10 protein-coding genes are annotated in these 16,250 nt (G+C 53.5%); 8 read left to right on the top strand and 2 right to left on the bottom strand.

The genetic code is table 11. The features are described from left to right. Positions 1-131: 131 nt before the first annotated feature. Positions 132-1,562, bottom strand: a complete 1,431-nt coding sequence (gene ygjG, locus DCX48_21395; GenBank protein QXE16841.1) for a putrescine aminotransferase — start codon at positions 1,560-1,562, stop codon at positions 132-134. Positions 1,563-1,867: 305 nt separating this feature from the next. Next, positions 1,868-3,292, bottom strand: a complete 1,425-nt coding sequence (gene patD, locus DCX48_21390; GenBank protein ID QXE16840.1) for an aminobutyraldehyde dehydrogenase — start codon at positions 3,290-3,292, stop codon at positions 1,868-1,870. 472 nt (positions 3,293-3,764) lie between these two features. Between patD and DCX48_21385 the strand changes: the two genes are divergently transcribed. The 8 genes from DCX48_21385 to DCX48_21350 all read left to right on the top strand — a co-directional run bounded on the left by DCX48_21385 (position 3,765) and on the right by DCX48_21350 (position 16,139). Further along, complete coding sequence (locus DCX48_21385) at positions 3,765-4,274, top strand: sigma-70 family RNA polymerase sigma factor (protein ID QXE16839.1); 510 nt, start codon at positions 3,765-3,767, stop codon at positions 4,272-4,274. Positions 4,275-4,373: 99 nt separating this feature from the next. After that, positions 4,374-5,342, top strand: coding sequence for a DUF4880 domain-containing protein (locus tag DCX48_21380; GenBank protein QXE16838.1), 969 nt, complete (start codon positions 4,374-4,376; stop codon positions 5,340-5,342). Between the two features lie 259 nt (positions 5,343-5,601). Further along, a complete protein-coding gene (locus tag DCX48_21375; GenBank protein ID QXE16837.1) occupies positions 5,602-8,280 on the top strand; it encodes a TonB-dependent receptor in 2,679 nt (892 codons plus the stop codon). 117 nt (positions 8,281-8,397) lie between these two features. Then, positions 8,398-9,015, top strand: coding sequence for a hemophore HasA (locus DCX48_21370; GenBank protein QXE16836.1), 618 nt, complete (start codon positions 8,398-8,400; stop codon positions 9,013-9,015). Positions 9,016-9,274: 259 nt separating this feature from the next. Further along, positions 9,275-11,134 (top strand): type I secretion system permease/ATPase, encoded by a 1,860-nt coding sequence (locus DCX48_21365; protein QXE16835.1) that lies wholly within the window; start codon positions 9,275-9,277, stop codon positions 11,132-11,134. A 64-nt stretch (positions 11,135-11,198) separates the two neighbouring features. Next, entirely contained in the window at positions 11,199-12,557 is a 1,359-nt protein-coding gene (locus DCX48_21360; protein ID QXE16834.1) for an HlyD family type I secretion periplasmic adaptor subunit, read from the top strand. Positions 12,558-12,559: 2 nt separating this feature from the next. After that, on the top strand, positions 12,560-13,930 hold the full coding sequence (locus DCX48_21355; protein QXE16833.1) for a peptidase: 1,371 nt from the start codon (positions 12,560-12,562) through the stop codon (positions 13,928-13,930). Positions 13,931-14,798: 868 nt separating this feature from the next. Further along, positions 14,799-16,139, top strand: a complete 1,341-nt coding sequence (locus tag DCX48_21350; protein QXE16832.1) for an anaerobic C4-dicarboxylate transporter — start codon at positions 14,799-14,801, stop codon at positions 16,137-16,139. Positions 16,140-16,250 lie beyond the last annotated feature (111 nt).

Raw genomic sequence — 16,250 nt, 5'->3', positions numbered from 1 at the left:
TCCATGACAATCAGCAAAACGACCCCCTGTTTGGTGAATCCGTAGGGGTTTTGCTAAAAAAGCCAGTCAGTGAATGCTGACTGGCTTTCGGGATGGACGTAATGGGGTACTGCCTATTTCCGTCTGGTTTTTCACTCTACCGCATATTCCTTCATTTTATTTTCGTCAGGCATCGTGCCATTGAGCTTTTTTAGCACGTCCTTCGCTTCCTTCAATACTCGGGCACATTGCTCGCGCGTGATGGTAAGCGGTGGCTCAATCCTGACCGATTTGGAATTATTCAGGGTACCCGCGACCAGAATATTACGTTGAAACAGTTCTTTCGCGAACGCGTACCCGATCTCGTTTTTCCTGAACTCGATAGCCTGCAACAGCCCCATTCCCCGTGCTTCGATAATCAATTGAGGATACTCGGCCGCCAGTTGCTGTAAGCCCTGTAACAAAAATTCCCCTTGGATTGCCGCCTGTTCTGGCAGATTTTTCGTCAGCAGTTCATTGACGGTTGCCAGCGCCGCCGCGCAGGCCAGCGGATTGCCGCCAAACGTGGTGGTGTGCAGGAACGGGTTTTCAAACAGCACGGAGAATACGGCTTCCGTCGCCACCGTTGCGCCAATCGGCATCACTCCACCGCCCAACGCCTTCGCCAGACACAGAATGTCGGGCTGCACGCCATAATGCTCACAGGCGAACATCTTGCCCGTGCGCCCCATGCCGGTTTGCACCTCATCCAGAATCAGCAATGCCCCAACCTCATCGCATAATGCTCTGACCGCAGGCAAGTAATTTTCCGGTGGCACAATCACGCCGCCTTCCCCCTGAATGGGTTCAAGGATGATAGCTGCAACGTCATCGCCGGTCTTCTGACATTGCTGAACCTGCTTGCGCATGGCGCTGATATCGCCAAAAGCAACATGATGGAAACCGGGTAACAGCGGCATAAAAGGACGACGAAACGCAGGCTTGGCAGTGGCGGAAAGCGCGCCTAGCGATTTCCCGTGGAACGCCCCTGTCGCAGCGATAAAGGTATATTTACCGCGCGGTGACTGGTAAGCCTTCGCCAACTTCAGGGCAGCTTCAACCGATTCCGTTCCGCTATTGCTGAAGAAGCTGTATTTCAGATTACCCGGCGTCAGTGCCGCCAGCGTTTTTGCCAACAGCCCCCGTAGTGGGTCAAGCAGTTCCTGACTATGTAGCGGTTGCCTGGCAAGCTGGCTCTCAACAGCGGCAATCACGTTAGGGTTACGATGCCCAACGTTAAAAATGCCGTAACCGCCCAGACAGTCCAGATATTCATTCCCTTGGGTATCAATCAGCGTATTCGGGCCGCTGGCGCGCCATTCGACTGCACCGTAATCGCCGCCGGTAGTGACAGATTTTCTGTACTCCAGAAAACCCGGGTTGACGTATTCACGAAAACAACTCAAGACTTCCTGATTCAGTGCCGCCATGTCATCTGGGGATAGCGTGTCACTATGAATCCAATGCAGTGCCTGCTGAGTACACTCTAGCGGGTTAAGGTGGGCGTTTGATCTGGACAAAATGCGCTCCTTGAAAACGAACATCACGCGATGCCAATTTAATTAATGCACATAACACGCCAGTCACCTGCCCCAAATCAAAATAAAATACAAAAACGCGATCTAAACCAAAAATCCAGCAGATAATTTGAACTAAATGCAGATATTTGAAATTAATAACCGAATGACAGAGTGAATGTCAGTATGAAGGGAATTACCGTATCTTGCGCTGCCCTGCTTTTGCTCAGCGCGCCCTCTTTTGGGGCGCGCCAAGGTTGGACAAATGCGCTATCTCATTACTCAACTTATCTCTAAGGACAAACAGGATTCCTGTAGCAGAGTGAATAACCTCAGTGCCGGATCATGATATGACGCACGATGGTGTAATCCTCTAGTCCGTACATCGACATATCCTTGCCGTAGCCGGACAGCTTCTGTCCGCCGTGTGGCATTTCGCTGACTAACATGAAGTGGGTATTCACCCAGGTACAGCCATATTGAAGGCACGCGGCCAAGCGGTGTGCTCGCCCGATATCGCGCGTCCAAACCGACGACGCCAGCCCGTAATTCGAGGCATTCGCCCAGCCAATCACCTGCGCTTCATCGTCGAACGGCGTGATGGATATCACCGGGCCAAACACCTCTTTTTGGACGATTTCATCGTCCTGTTTCGCCCCCGCCAGCACCGTAGGCTGGAAATAGAATCCCGTCCCTTTCACCCGCTCGCCACCAGTCACGACCGTGATATGCGGCAGCGCTTTGGCACGTTCGACAAAACCCATCACGCGTTCAAGCTGCGGTTCGGTAATCAACGGCCCCAGCTCGGTCGTTTCATCGCGTGGATCGCCAATTTTCAGCGTCGCTACCGCTTTTCCTAATGCCTCCACGACTTCATCGTAGACGGCACGCTGTACATACAGCCGACAGGCGGCGGTACAGTCTTGCCCCGCGTTGTAGAAACCGAAGCTGCGAATCCCATCAACCACCTGATCGATATCGGCATCGTCGAACACAATCACCGGCGCTTTGCCGCCCAGCTCCATATGCGTCCGTTTTACGCTCGCGGCGATATGCGCAAGGATATGCGCGCCAGTCGCAATAGAACCGGTCAGCGACACCATGTTCACTTTCTCATGTCCCGTCAGCGCATCACCGATGTCTGCACCGCGCCCGAACACGATATTGACCACGCCAGCGGGGAGTATGTCCGCCAGCAGGTGCGCCAGATAGAATGTCGTCAGCGGGGTTTGCTCCGCCGGTTTCAGCACCACGCAGTTTCCTGCCGCCAACGCGGGTGCCAGCTTCCACGACGCCATCATCAGCGGATAATTCCACGGAGCGATGGACGCCACGACGCCAACCGGATCGCGCCGAATCATGGACGTGTGCCCTTCCAGATATTCTCCTGCCGCCGAACCACTCAGGCAGCGCGCCGCCCCGGCAAAAAAGCGAAAGACATCCGCCACCGCAGGCACTTCATCATTCAGCACCGCATGATAGGGCTTACCGCAGTTCAGTGATTCCAGCTCGGCGAACGTCTCAGCATTTTCTTCGATGGCATCGGCAATGCTTAGCAGCAGCGTCGCGCGCGTTTTCGGTGTGGTCTGTCCCCAATGTGCAAAAGCGGACTCCGCAGCCAGAACGGCTGCATCAATCTGGTGCAAATCGGCCTGCGGAATGGCGGCAATTTGCTCTCCCGTCGCGGGGTTGAATACCGCCAACGCCTCGCCGTTTCCCGCAACCAGCTTGCCTTCTATCAGTAATTTGTCATGCATACATTTTCCTTACAGAGAGAAAACGATCGTGTTTTTCATCACTATCTGCAAAATGTCTGTGCAAAAAACCTGCCACTTTATGTTTGACAGTCAATCAGTTCTGCCACAAGCAGCCTCAGTTCAGGGCGTATTACCCGACGCTTTCTTCGTCTGCGTCGCGGCCTGTCTGGCTTCCTCCGCCAGCGCGTCGATCTCTTCTTCCGTCAGTTGATCTGACGCCTCATGTACCTTTGCCAGCCCTTCGCTGACCGTTACCTCTTTGGGATCGTCTTTCGTCGTCATCGTCATTCCTCTCAATCAAATAATACGTCAACAAAGATAAGTGTAGTCGACGGCAAAAATCCGCCAATCTGAAGAAGATTTAACTCTGCTTTCCCATTCTTCATATGTGATAATAATTATCAATTACATCACATTTATGCCCTAAATTTGCCGCAGAGGCGGCGGGAAGGTCACCTGACGGGACGTTGGCATGTCAGAGTCTGAACTCAGAATGCTGTTCAACCACTATGCAGAGCGGTTAGAACGCTATCTCAATCATAAACTGCGCGACCCTCAGGCAGCGGCAGACCTGATGCAAGAGAGTTTTTTACGGTTGGCGCAACGGCTGGAACAGCAAGATGATGTAGACGACAAGAAAGCGTATCTCTATAAAACAGCCAATAATTTGCTGCTCGACCACATCCGCCACCAGCAGCGCTGGCAGATGGCGACGTCGGTTGACGACGTGGATGCGACGCTGGAATATCTGCCGGATGCGGCTCCCCAGATCGATCAGGCGGCGATCGCCCAACAGGAACTGGAGCATCTGGCAAACGTACTGGCAACATTGCCTGAACGTACGCAGCAGATATTTCATCTGCACCGGTTTGAACACATGACGCAGGCGCAAATTGCTCAGCAGTTGGCTATTTCCCTCAGCACCGTCGAGAAGCATCTTGCCATGACTCTGCACGCCATGATGACGATCCGCGCCTCGTGAAGAAAATCGCCCAACATGAAATAATCACAAATTATTTACGGGTTTATTGCCGTCAGACGTCTACTTATTTAGAGACCCTACATACTCCAGGCCTACAACATGAACGATTATCCCCCTGACATCCATCAGCAGGCAGCGCGATGGGCCATACGTTTGGCCGAAGCGCCGCTGGACGATGAACAGGAACTGACATTCCAGCGCTGGCTGGCACAGGACCCGCGCCATCGCCACGCATTGGAACAGGCTGGGATGCTCTGGCATGGGCTCGGGTCGCTCAGCGCCGAGCAAAAACAAGCTCTACAAAGTCAGGGCCTGCAACCACAGCCGTTAGCAATATTGCCTGTCAGACGCGTCAATCGCGTGACGCAGTGGAAAATCGCGGCCCTATTACTACTGGGTTTCAGTCTCGGCACGACGTGGATTTCCGACGGCATCATCATACTGCGCTCAGATTATCGTGCAGATCATCAGGTCAAACACGTCACGCTACCGGACGGCAGTGAAGTCGATATAGATGCAGGCAGCGCCATTGCTCTCGCCTACACACCGCAAGAACGGCGAGTTACGCTGCTGCAAGGTTCGGCCTGGTTCACTGTCGCACCGACGAATGCACAGGAAAAACGCCCTTTTCTGGTTGATGCTGCATCTGGCACCACACAGGCGTTGGGCACACAGTTTATGGTGCAGAATTCATCACAGACAACGACCGTCGGCGTGGTGGAACACAGCGTTCAGGTAACGGCAAACGGGCAAGCACTGCGGCTTGATGAACAACAGGCGGCACGCTATACGGAACAAGGCATGACTCGCCTCCCCGGCTGGAATAGTCGCGAGCGCGGCGACTGGCGGCGCGGCCTACTGATATTTGATCAACAACCGCTAGCTATCGTGATCGCCCGGATCAATCAGTATCGCTCTGGCACCATCGTTATCTCCAGCTCTGCGCTGCGCCAGCGTCAGGTTAGCGGCATGTTTTCGCTGAACGAGCTAGATGGCGCGCTGCAAACCATGGCTGCCGAACTGGGTGCCAAAACGGTTTCACTCCCCGGCATCACGATTCTGTACTGATCCCCTTCTCCTGCCTGTATTCCCCACTCCTGCCATGCCGCTCGGGAGTGGCAATCACCCGAAAAAACCCTTTACGTTCACAAAGTCGCAACTCAGCGGAGAAAAAAATTTAAATATTTTTTTACGGGTTCTGTCATCTCAGCCGTCTTCATATTTAGGTAATGATTTTTATTATCATTTTCATTAAGAAAAAAAGGGTAATTATCCCTTTGTTATTAATGCTTATTGATGATTTAACGGATGACAGACCAGGCGAAAAATGTTTAAAAAAACACAACAGCAAGACAGCCGTTTGTTACAGCTTAATCCACTTTCCCTTGCCGTCAGCATCGCACTTTCGCTGTCGGGTTCGCTCCACTATGCGCAAGCGGAGACACAGGCCACCAACGTTCAGGAAGCCACTCGTCAGAGCGTCGCCTTTTCCATCAGCGCGCAGCCACTGAGCAGCGCGCTACTGCGCTTCGCCGAACAGGCTGGGTTACAGGTCTTTTTTGCTGACGTAAAACTGGAAGATATGCAGGCCGCCGGGCTTCAAGGACGTTTCACACCCGAGCAAGGACTGCGCCAGATGATCGGTGCCAACCCAGTTGATTTTCAGATCGGCAGCAATGGCGTGATTACTCTGCGCCCTCGTTCAACTCACGTCGATACGGCAAAAATAGACGATGTGATGACAGTTCGCGCCTTTACCGTCGCCAATCCGGGTGACTGGATCTACGAACAACCGCGTGCCATCAGCGTCATATCACGCGAGCAGATGGATAACCGCCCTGCCCGCCACGCCGCCGATATGCTGGAACAATCCGCTGGCGTTTACTCCAGCGTCAGCCAGCAGGATCCTGCGCTGTCGGTGAACATTCGCGGGATACAGGATTTTGGTCGCGTGAATATGAATATCGACGGCGTGCGGCAGAATTTCCAAAAAACGGGTTACGGCCAGCGTAACGGACAGATGTATATCGACTCGGAACTGCTCTCCGGCGCGACCATTGAAAAAGGTGCAACAAACGTGATGGGCAGCGCGGGCACGCTGGGCGGCGTCGCCACGTTTAATACGGCCAGTGCTCGCGATTTTCTGGCTCCGGGTAAAGAGCTGGGCGGAAAACTACACGCCAGCACGGGCGACAACGGAACGCATTTTATCGGTAGCGGCATTCTCGCACTAGGCAACGAGAGCGGCGATATTCTGCTCGGTGCCAGCGAACGCCATTTGGGCGACTACTGGCCGGGTAATGACGGCAACCTCGGGAGTATTCGTATCCCGGGCAGTTCAAGCAATTACGAAACGTGGGCGAATAACTTAAAGCATCAGAAAGTGAGCAATGCAGCCTACACCATGCGCTCACGGCTGGCGAAAGTCGGCTGGAATCTGCCCGCCAACCAGCGCGTCCAGCTCAGCTATATGCAAACGCAAACGTCTTCCGAAAATGCAGGGACGTTGTCCAACCTCTCCAATACCGAACTGGGCTGGCGAGCCAGCGGACACAGCGACATTATGGCACGCAGTACCGCACTGGATTACAGCTTGAAGCCGGATAACCAGCGCTGGCTGGATTTTAAGGCCAAGATTTATTACGCCGATACCAATAACGACACCGATAATTACGCCCTCTCCAATACGAGCGCGTATCACGAAAGCACGCGATTACGCACCTACGGCGCGCAGGCGCAAAACACGTCGACGCTGTGGCAACAGGGCGCGCACGATCTGAAAGCCGATTATGGGTTGGACTTCTATTACGACAAAATCACCACGGACAGCACCAACAGCACAGCAAGTAACGCGACCCCAGAAGGGAACCGTGCGATGGCCAGCCTGTTCGCTAACCTGAATTACGCCTACGACGAGTGGGTGACGCTGCAAGGTGGTCTGCGTTACGATCGCTACCAGTTACGCGGCACCACCAGCATCAGCTATCGGGAAATTCCCTATACCATCGCGGATCCCTGTAAGGAAGGATCGATCGCGCGCTGTCCATCGTTCGTGACTACTACGCAGGATTGGAATGTCGATGACGAGCACGGCAAACTTTCCCCCACGCTGTTTGCTGGCGTCCGCCCTGGCATTGAATGGCTACAGCTGTTCACCAGCTACGGCCTGTCCTGGCGGCCACCTTCCGTCAGTGAAACCTTCGCCAACGGCACCTACAGCGCGGGCAACTATTACCTGTATCCGAATCCCAACCTCAAGCCGGAGCGCTCACGCGCCTGGGAGGTCGGGTTCAATATTCAGAAACCCGAATTGTTCATTGATGGCGACAGGCTGGTCACCAAGGTGTCCTACTTCGACACGCGGATAAACAACTACATCAGCCTGAACGGCGCGCGCAATAAACCGGGCTACAACGGCTATTCCCTCAGCAATTCCGTGTTCCAGAACAATCTGGCGAAAAGTCGTTTCCGCGGCATGGAATACCAGCTTAATTACGACGCGGGCTTTTTATATGTCGATGCCACCTACACCCACATGATCGGCAATAACGATTTCTGTGCGCCAGTGGCCTGGATGGGCGGCGTCACAAACGTTGGTGGCTCCAGAGGTAACTATTACTCCACGCCGGTCGATACCACCGCCAGCGATTCTTCTTGCCAGAAAACGCTGTTATTCAGCAACGCCGCCTATCTACCCGGTGACCGCGGTTCCGTCACGCTGGGGACACGCGTCTTCGATCGCAAACTGGATATGGGCGTCACGATGCGTTTTGCTCCCGGCTATCAGGATACCGCCGCACCGAGCAATTCCGCCTATTTAGCCGATTGGCCCAAATATGAAGTTTACGATCTTTACGCTAGCTATCGCCTGACCGACAGCCTGACGCTGCGCGGTTCCGTCGAGAATATTGCTAACCGTACTTACATCGTGAGCTATGGCGAATCACTGGGTTACACGCCAAGCCGAGGCAGAACGGTGCAGGCTGGTGTGGAATACCGATTCTGATTTCTCTGTTTCCCAACGCGGGAGACAGGAAAACAAAGGGGATGGGATGGCTCATCCTCTTTCACAACAGACACGGATGACCGTGCCTGTCGATCGTTAGTTAATGAGGAATCTATTATGAGTTTTGCAATTACCTACGATGCCTACTATGCCAATTACAGCATTGCCAACTACCTGACTGAATGGTCAGCAGCGTTTGGTGACGTTAACCATACCACGGGTAATACACAAGTCGGTGGCAATAACACTGGGGGCTTTTACGGCGGCGATACCTTTATAGACGGTTCTCAATATGCGATCACGAGTACGCAGAACGATTTCTCCGCGCTCATTGCAGGAGGCGATCTGACCTATAGCCTCTTCTCCCCTCCCGCTCATACGCTGTACGGCGATCTGGACAGCCTGTCATTCGGTAATGTTCTGCAAGGTGGCACCACAGCGGGCACCACGTATTCTCTTGTCGAACCGGAAGTCACCTTCAGCGGTCTGGATCTCTCCACCGATGTGGCCAACCTGACCGTTAGCGATCGCGGTGTGGTTCATGACGTGATTTACGGCTTGATGGGTGGTCAGGTTCAGCCGCTGCTAGATGCACTGACGAATGCCGGTATCGATATTAACGCCAGCCTGGATAGCTTGAGCTTCGCGACAGCAACCTCTGATGCGGCACTCTCTGCCGATACCGTGGTTGACGTTGTCGGCGTCGCCGAAACGGCCGATCTGCTGGCGGCATAAGAAAACGGCTAAAAGATGACGCTTTTAGCCGTTTGAGTGAACACCGTCGCGGTACGGAGAGAGTATATACCCCAGATAATTCGAGTTGCAGGGAAGCAGCTTAAAGTCTGACGGGTACGGCACCGCGGCGGTCTATTAAGTGTAATAACCGTTGGGAAGCCGCGTCAATAGCGGTACGGCTAACCACTTCCTCCCTCTTCCACGTTGTGGGCACCCCACAATGAGAACGATGGCGATTTTATTGAAGAAGGAACATCCCATGTCCGTACCCCATCCAGCTTCATCAGGCAGGGAGATTATTGCCGCGCTGGCCGCCTATCGCCAGGGGTTCTGGGGAATTGGCCTGTTCAGCGCCGTCATCAACCTGCTGATGCTGGCACCAGCTATTTATATGCTCCAGGTCTATGACCGCGTACTGCCGTCCAGCAGCACTATGACGCTGGCGATGCTGACGATCATTATGCTAGTGCTGTTTTTATTGATGGGATTATTAGAATGGATACGCAGCGCCGTGGTAATCCGCCTCGGTACGCAGATGGATATGCGTTTGAATCAGCGTGTCTACAATGCGGCATTTGAAAGCAACCTCAAGAACGGAACGGCAGGTGCCGGACAAGCCTTAAACGATCTTACTGCCCTGCGTCAGTTCGCCACTGGGAACGCGCTGTTCGCTTTCTTTGATGCGCCGTGGTTTCCCGTTTATCTCTTAGTGATCTTCTTACTGCATCCCTGGCTGGGCGTCATGGCGCTGGCGGGGGCTATCGTGCTGATTGTACTCGCCTGGCTGAATCAAAAACTGACGCGCGAACCGTTGGCATTAGCCGCACAAAACACCGTTCAGGCGACTCATCAAGCCAATGCCAACCTGCGCAACGCCGACGCTATCGAAGCGATGGGAATGCTACCTGCCATGCGCGAGCGCTGGCTGACACAGCATAAAGCGTTTCTCTATTATCAGAATGTTGCCAGCGAAAAGAGCGCCAACATTACCTCGCTGACGAAGAGTACCCGGCTGGCGCTTCAGTCGCTAATGCTAGGTTTGGGCGCACTACTGGCCGTCAACGGCGATATCACACCCGGAATGATGATTGCGGGTTCCATTCTAGTGGGACGCGTACTCAGCCCGATCGATCAGATCATTGGCGTCTGGAAACAGTGGATGCAGGCGCGTCTCGCCTGGCAGCGTGTCAATATCTTGCTCGATAATCACCCCGCGCGACCTGCTGGCATGGCACTGCCCGCACCAGAGGGTAAACTTCAGGTGGAACAGCTCAGCGCCAACGCGCCCAACACCCGCACTCCCATCCTCGCCAATATCACATTTGAACTGGCTCCCGGCGATGTACTCGGCATCTTAGGCCCGTCAGGTTCAGGTAAATCCACCCTCGCCCGCTTGCTGGTTGCTGCCATGCCTGCACTCGGCGGCAAAGTCAGGCTGGACGGTGCCGACATGCACCAGTGGGACAAAGGTGACGTAGGCCGTTTTGTCGGCTATCTGCCGCAAGATGTGCAGCTTTTCAGCGGAACGATTGCCGAAAATATCGCGCGCTTCACTCAACCGGATCCCGAGAAAATCGTCGCCGCAGCCATCACGGCAGGCGTTCACGAGATGATTCTACGGCTGCCGCAGGGCTACGATACACTTTTGGGCGAAGGTGGTGCCGGGCTGTCCGGCGGACAGAAACAGCGCGTCGCCCTTGCCAGAACCATTTACAACCAGCCACGCCTAATCGTGATGGATGAACCGAATGCCAGTCTGGATGACGACGGCGAGAAAGCCTTATTAGCCGCGATTGCCGCGCAGCAGGAGGCCAAAAGCACGCAGGTACTGATCACGCATAAACCCGCCCTACTGTCCTGCGCCAATAAGCTGTTAGTCCTGCGCGCTGGGCAGATCCAGTATTTCGGCGCAACAGAGCAGGTGCTGAAAGAACTCCAGCGTGCCAAGCCCGCCAATGCGTCTATGACCAAACCGATGACTAAACCCGTCAGCGCCAAACCCGCACCGGTTAAAACAGCCGACGCCGCGAATGCCTTTAGCCCAAAGGAGCCCGGCTCAACGGGTCTCAGCATGGTGTACAGCGCGCCGACGCCTCGCCATGCCACACCAGATAAATGAGGCTTAGCGCATTGGTCACCAACGCCTGTCGTCAGGAAAGCATCACGGAAAGAAGAGGATAACCATGTCCGCGTTACGCGAAGTCACATCACAGCCGACAGCCCCACAGCATCCGGTGGAGGATAATGTCGCAGCGATGCCGTTACATACCGATGCCGGACGCTATCTGAAACATGGGCTCTGGCTGGTTCTGGTTGGTTTTGGTGGCCTGCTACTTTGGGCAGGCATGGCACCGTTGGATAAAGGCGTCGCTGTGTCCGGTCGCGTCGTCGTCGCGGATAACCGCAAAGCAGTGCAGCCCGTCAGTAGCGGACGCATCGCCTCGCTTACCGTGCGAGATGGCGACCGTGTGCAGGCTGGGCAAATTCTTGCCACGCTGGATCAAATTCCCGCTCAGGCACAGCGCGATAATTTAGCCACGCAGTTGCAGGAAGCACACGCAGGCGAAGCGCGCCTGCTGGCGGAACGCGACGATCTGAGCACAATCCTCTTCCCTGCCGCCATAGAGCCATACAGCACCGTCACACAGCAAATTCAGATCGCCCAACAGCAGCTTTTCATCAGTCGTCGCGCGGCGCTGCAACAGGAACGCGCCGCCATGCAGGCTGCAATAATCGGGGCAAAAGCCCAGTCGCAGGGTTCACAGGCGTTGCTTGCCAGCAGTCAAACGCAGTTCCAGATCGTCAATGAACAGCTACGCGGGCTGCGTCCATTGGCGCAAGAAGGCTATATCGCCCGTAATCGCCTGCTGGACGTCGAGCGACAGGCCGCTCAGTTGGCAGGCGCGATTGCGCAGGAACGCAATAATCAGGTGCAACTCCAGCAGCAGGTCGTCGAGTTGGAACAAAGGATCCAGCAAAGTCAGAACGAATATCAAAAAGACGTACGCGCCCAGCTCGCTGATACCCAGCGTTCCATTCAGGATCTCACCCAGCGGCTGAAAACCGCGGAGTATGAGCTTCAGCACACGCACATTCGCGCCCCCGCCAGCGGCACGGTCGTCGGGCTGGCGCTGCATACCGAAGGCGGCGTGGTGAATAGCGGGCAGATGCTGATGGAGATCGTTCCCGATGGGCAACCGTTATTAATTGACGCACAACTGCCTATCGAGCTGGTGGACAGAGTCAATAACGGGCTGCCGGTCGAGCTGCTGTTTTCCGCTTTCAATCAAAGTACCACACCGCGTATTTCCGGCGTTGTCGCGCTCATCGGTGCCGACCAATTAGTCGAGCAACAGACAGGAAAACCGTATTACGCCTTGCGTATTCACGTCGATGAACAAGGTAAGCAGCAGCTCGCCGGACTAGATGTTCGCCCCGGTATGCCAGTGGAAGCCTTTATTCGCACTGGCGAGCGTTCCCTGCTCAACTACCTGTTCAAACCACTTTCCGATCGCCTGCATCTGGCGCTGACCGAGGAGTAATCATGCTGCGCCTTTCATCTATTTACCGCGCGGCGATCCGCTCCTGCTGTGCCGTACTCGTTTATGCCGCTCCCTTCTTCCTCGCGCTGATCTACAGCGCACCGAGTCAGGCTCTGGGGTTAATGGAAGCCTGGCAGCATGCGCTGACACACGATCCGGCTTTTCAGGCTGCCGTGCATGCACGCAACGCCGACAGCGAAGAGAAGAACATCGGGCGTGCCGGACTGTTGCCGAAAGTCACCTATGACTACAATCAGTCTCGCAACGATTCCACGGTCACCGCAGGCGGCCAACAGTCGGAGCGGGATTACACCAGCCGCGCTTCCAGCTTTTCCCTGCAACAACCACTGATCGACTACGCGGCGTGGTCGCGCTATCAGCAAGGTGAAGCCAGTGCGGTGCTGGCGGACGAACAACTGCGCGATGCTAGCCAGCAGTTACTGGTACGTCTGTTTCAGGCCTACACCAACGTGCTGTTTAGCCGTGAGCAGATTACGCTGGTTCAGGCACAACAACGTGCTTATCGCGAGCAGTATCAGTTGAATCAACGTCTCTTCCAGCAGGGAGAAGGCACCCGTACAGATATGCTGGAAACCGAGGCGCGGGTCAATCTGACAGAGGCGCAGCTCATCGAAGCGCAGGACAATCTGGATATCAGCCTGCGTGAACTGGAAACGCTGCTGGGGATGCCAGTTGGCGTGGAGCAGCTTGCGGCGTTAACCTCACACTTCACACCGCTACCGCTTCAGCCTGCGGGCTATCAGCACTGGCACTCGCTGGCGTTACGTCACAACGCTCAGCTACTGGCGCTGAACCAATCACTTGCCGTGGCGAAATACGGCATTGAGCGTAACCGAGCGGGTCACCTGCCGCAGGTCACGCTGGTCGCCAGCACCCGCAACACCCAGTCCGATACCGAAAACAGCTACAACCAAAAATACGATACGCGATCGATTGGCATCCGTGTCAGCGTACCGATTTTTGCTGGCGGCGGCGTTTCTGCGGCGACGCGTCAGGCGAAGGAGCGCTATCAGCAAACCGCGCGGGAAAAAGATGAGCAAACGGCAACCATTCAGACGGAATTGCGTCGCCAGTTTAATTTGGTCACCAGCAGTCAGGCGAAAATTCGCGCCTATGAACTGGCGGAAAAATCGGCGCTGGCGTTGGTCACTGCGACCCAGAAGAGCGTTCAGGGTGGGGAGCGTGTGAACCTTGATGTGCTGAATGCCGAACAGCAGCTTTATGGCGCACGACGCGACCTGACCGAGGCACGCTATACTTGGCTGACGGCTTGGCTACAGTTGCGTTACTACGCTGGCACGTTGGATGAGCAGACGCTGCGTCAGTTAGCGACCTATTTTGTGCATATCTAACAGCAGAAAGGGTGCCGTTTGAAAAAAAATAGGGTCGCTGACGTGCCGATATTCGGCCACATTCCTCTTTTAAATGAAAATAGTTTGCATCCAGATATTCTAAAAAAATTATAGAAATTTTATATTAATAACTAATCACACTATAAAGAGCGTTCCCCTTCGCATCTAATGCAAACATAGCAGAGAACAAGTTAGCTATATTTCTGAGGTGAATAGCGGTGACGGAGCAGTTATTTTTATTTTTCGACAATCCCACGATGGTCTGGCGTTGACTTCATTACCAAAAAGGGATTCATTTTATCATTTTTAAACTAATCATTTAAAAACAACGAAATATGAGTAAATACTCCATTAGAGGTAGATCGATTGGCATTAAGGTATGATTTTTTGTGGTGATCGTTAACGAAAATAAAAAATAAAACAACACAAACCACAACAAAATAAGAACAGGAATTTAATCACTATTAAAAACACCCCACCGATCATTAACAACCGCGCCAACGAACGCTCACCGCAATAATTAATAAATTAAAATTACACTTAAAAAACTAAAGAAACCAGAAAGACATAATTATTGCGAGCGAGATCTTTTATTTTCATGAAATAGGACAAAGATAAAAATTAATAGATTTAGATCAAGAAAACAAATAACAACCCGTCCATATAGTACCCGCAGTAAAAACCAACTTATTTTAATTCTAACTAATCAGTTCATTAACTACTCTAAATAATTCAAGTTTCAGGAAGGCGGCAAGAGAAGGAATTTCGATGAGCTTACTCAAGTAAGTGACTCGGGTGACTGAACGTTGCCAACGTACATACAACTTGAAATTGTGGCGAGTATATTGAGCAATTCAATGGGGCTACTATGGATTTCATCATTCAATTAGTCATTGTCCTTATCTGCCTTTTTTATGGGGCAAGAAAAGGCGGGATCGCGCTGGGTTTATTAGGCGGGGTCGGACTCGTTATTCTGGTCTTTATCTTTAAACTGCAACCGGGTAAACCGCCCGTTGACGTCATGCTGGTTATCATTGCCGTGGTGGCCGCATCGGCAACACTTCAGGCATCAGGCGGGCTGGATGTCATGCTGCAACTCGCGGAGCGTATGCTGAGACGTAACCCAAAATACGTTTCGATTATCGCACCGTTTGTCACCTGTATTCTGACTATCCTGTGTGGCACAGGACACGTGGTGTATACCATCCTGCCGATTATTTATGATGTCGCCATCAAAAATAATATTCGACCTGAAAGGCCGATGGCTGCCAGTTCAATCGGCGCACAGATGGGGATTATTGCCAGCCCTGTATCCGTTGCGGTTGTCTCGCTGGTTGCCATGCTGGCTAATTTCACCTTCCAGGGTAAACATCTGGGATTCCTCGACCTGCTGTCTATTACCATCCCTTCTACCCTGCTGGGTATTCTGGCGATAGGGATTTTCAGTTGGTTCCGCGGTAAGGATCTGGACAAGGATGAAGACTTCCAGAAATTCATCGCCGATCCAGAAAACAAACAGTATGTGTATGGCGATACCGCCACGCTGCTGGACAGAAAATTGCCGCGCAGCAACTGGGTCGCCATGTGGATCTTTTTGGCAACCATCGCTGCGGTAGCCGTTCTGGGTGCTGTTGAAGAATTGCGCCCAGTGTTCGCTGGCAAGCCGCTGTCGATGGTGCTGGTGATTCAGATGTTTATGCTGCTCTCCGGCGCTATCATCATTATCGCAACCAAAACCAATCCGTCATCGATATCGAAAAACGAAGTGTTCCGTTCGGGGATGATTGCCATCGTCGCGGTATACGGTATCGCCTGGATGGCGGAAACCATGTTCGGTGCGCATCTGGAAGAGATCAAAGCCACGCTCGGGTCGTTGGTGAAAGTCTATCCTTGGGCTTACGCCATTATCTTGCTGATCGTGTCCAAGTTCGTTAACTCGCAGGCGGCAGCGCTGGCGGCGATTGTCCCTGTTGCGCTGGCCATCGGTGTGGATCCGGCGTATATCGTGGCATCTGCACCAGCTTGCTATGGTTATTACATTCTGCCGACCTACCCAAGCGATCTGGCTGCTATCCAGTTCGACCGCTCCGGCACCACCAAAATTGGCCGTTTCGTTATCAACCACAGCTTCATTTTTCCTGGCTTGATCGGCGTGAGCACATCCTGCGTCTTTGGTTGGGTGTTCGCCGCGATGTACGGCTTCCTGTAATTCGGTTCTTTGTACCTAAAAGCCGTCCAGCAATGGACGGTGAGATTACAGACAAAGCCAGTGGAGCAGTGATAATGGATAGATCGTAAAGACGCTGTAAACACATCCCTG

This window comes from Pectobacterium atrosepticum (genome assembly GCA_019056595.1).
Classification (GTDB): domain Bacteria; phylum Pseudomonadota; class Gammaproteobacteria; order Enterobacterales; family Enterobacteriaceae; genus Pectobacterium; species Pectobacterium atrosepticum.
The sequence above is the reverse complement of the archived record's forward strand: the minus strand, read 5'-3'. Positions and strand labels throughout refer to the sequence as shown.

Bases quoted from the DNA above. Each gene is read 5' to 3' on its own strand.
- ygjG (QXE16841.1), bottom strand. From the start codon at position 1,562: ATGTTCGTTTTCAAGGAGCGCATTTTGTCCAGATCAAACGCCCACCTT.
- patD (QXE16840.1), bottom strand. From the start codon at position 3,292: ATGCATGACAAATTACTGATAGAAGGCAAGCTGGTTGCGGGAAACGGC.
- DCX48_21385 (QXE16839.1), top strand. From the start codon at position 3,765: ATGTCAGAGTCTGAACTCAGAATGCTGTTCAACCACTATGCAGAGCGG.
- DCX48_21380 (QXE16838.1), top strand. From the start codon at position 4,374: ATGAACGATTATCCCCCTGACATCCATCAGCAGGCAGCGCGATGGGCC.
- DCX48_21375 (QXE16837.1), top strand. From the start codon at position 5,602: ATGTTTAAAAAAACACAACAGCAAGACAGCCGTTTGTTACAGCTTAAT.
- DCX48_21370 (QXE16836.1), top strand. From the start codon at position 8,398: ATGAGTTTTGCAATTACCTACGATGCCTACTATGCCAATTACAGCATT.
- DCX48_21365 (QXE16835.1), top strand. From the start codon at position 9,275: ATGTCCGTACCCCATCCAGCTTCATCAGGCAGGGAGATTATTGCCGCG.
- DCX48_21360 (QXE16834.1), top strand. From the start codon at position 11,199: ATGTCCGCGTTACGCGAAGTCACATCACAGCCGACAGCCCCACAGCAT.
- DCX48_21355 (QXE16833.1), top strand. From the start codon at position 12,560: ATGCTGCGCCTTTCATCTATTTACCGCGCGGCGATCCGCTCCTGCTGT.
- DCX48_21350 (QXE16832.1), top strand. From the start codon at position 14,799: ATGGATTTCATCATTCAATTAGTCATTGTCCTTATCTGCCTTTTTTAT.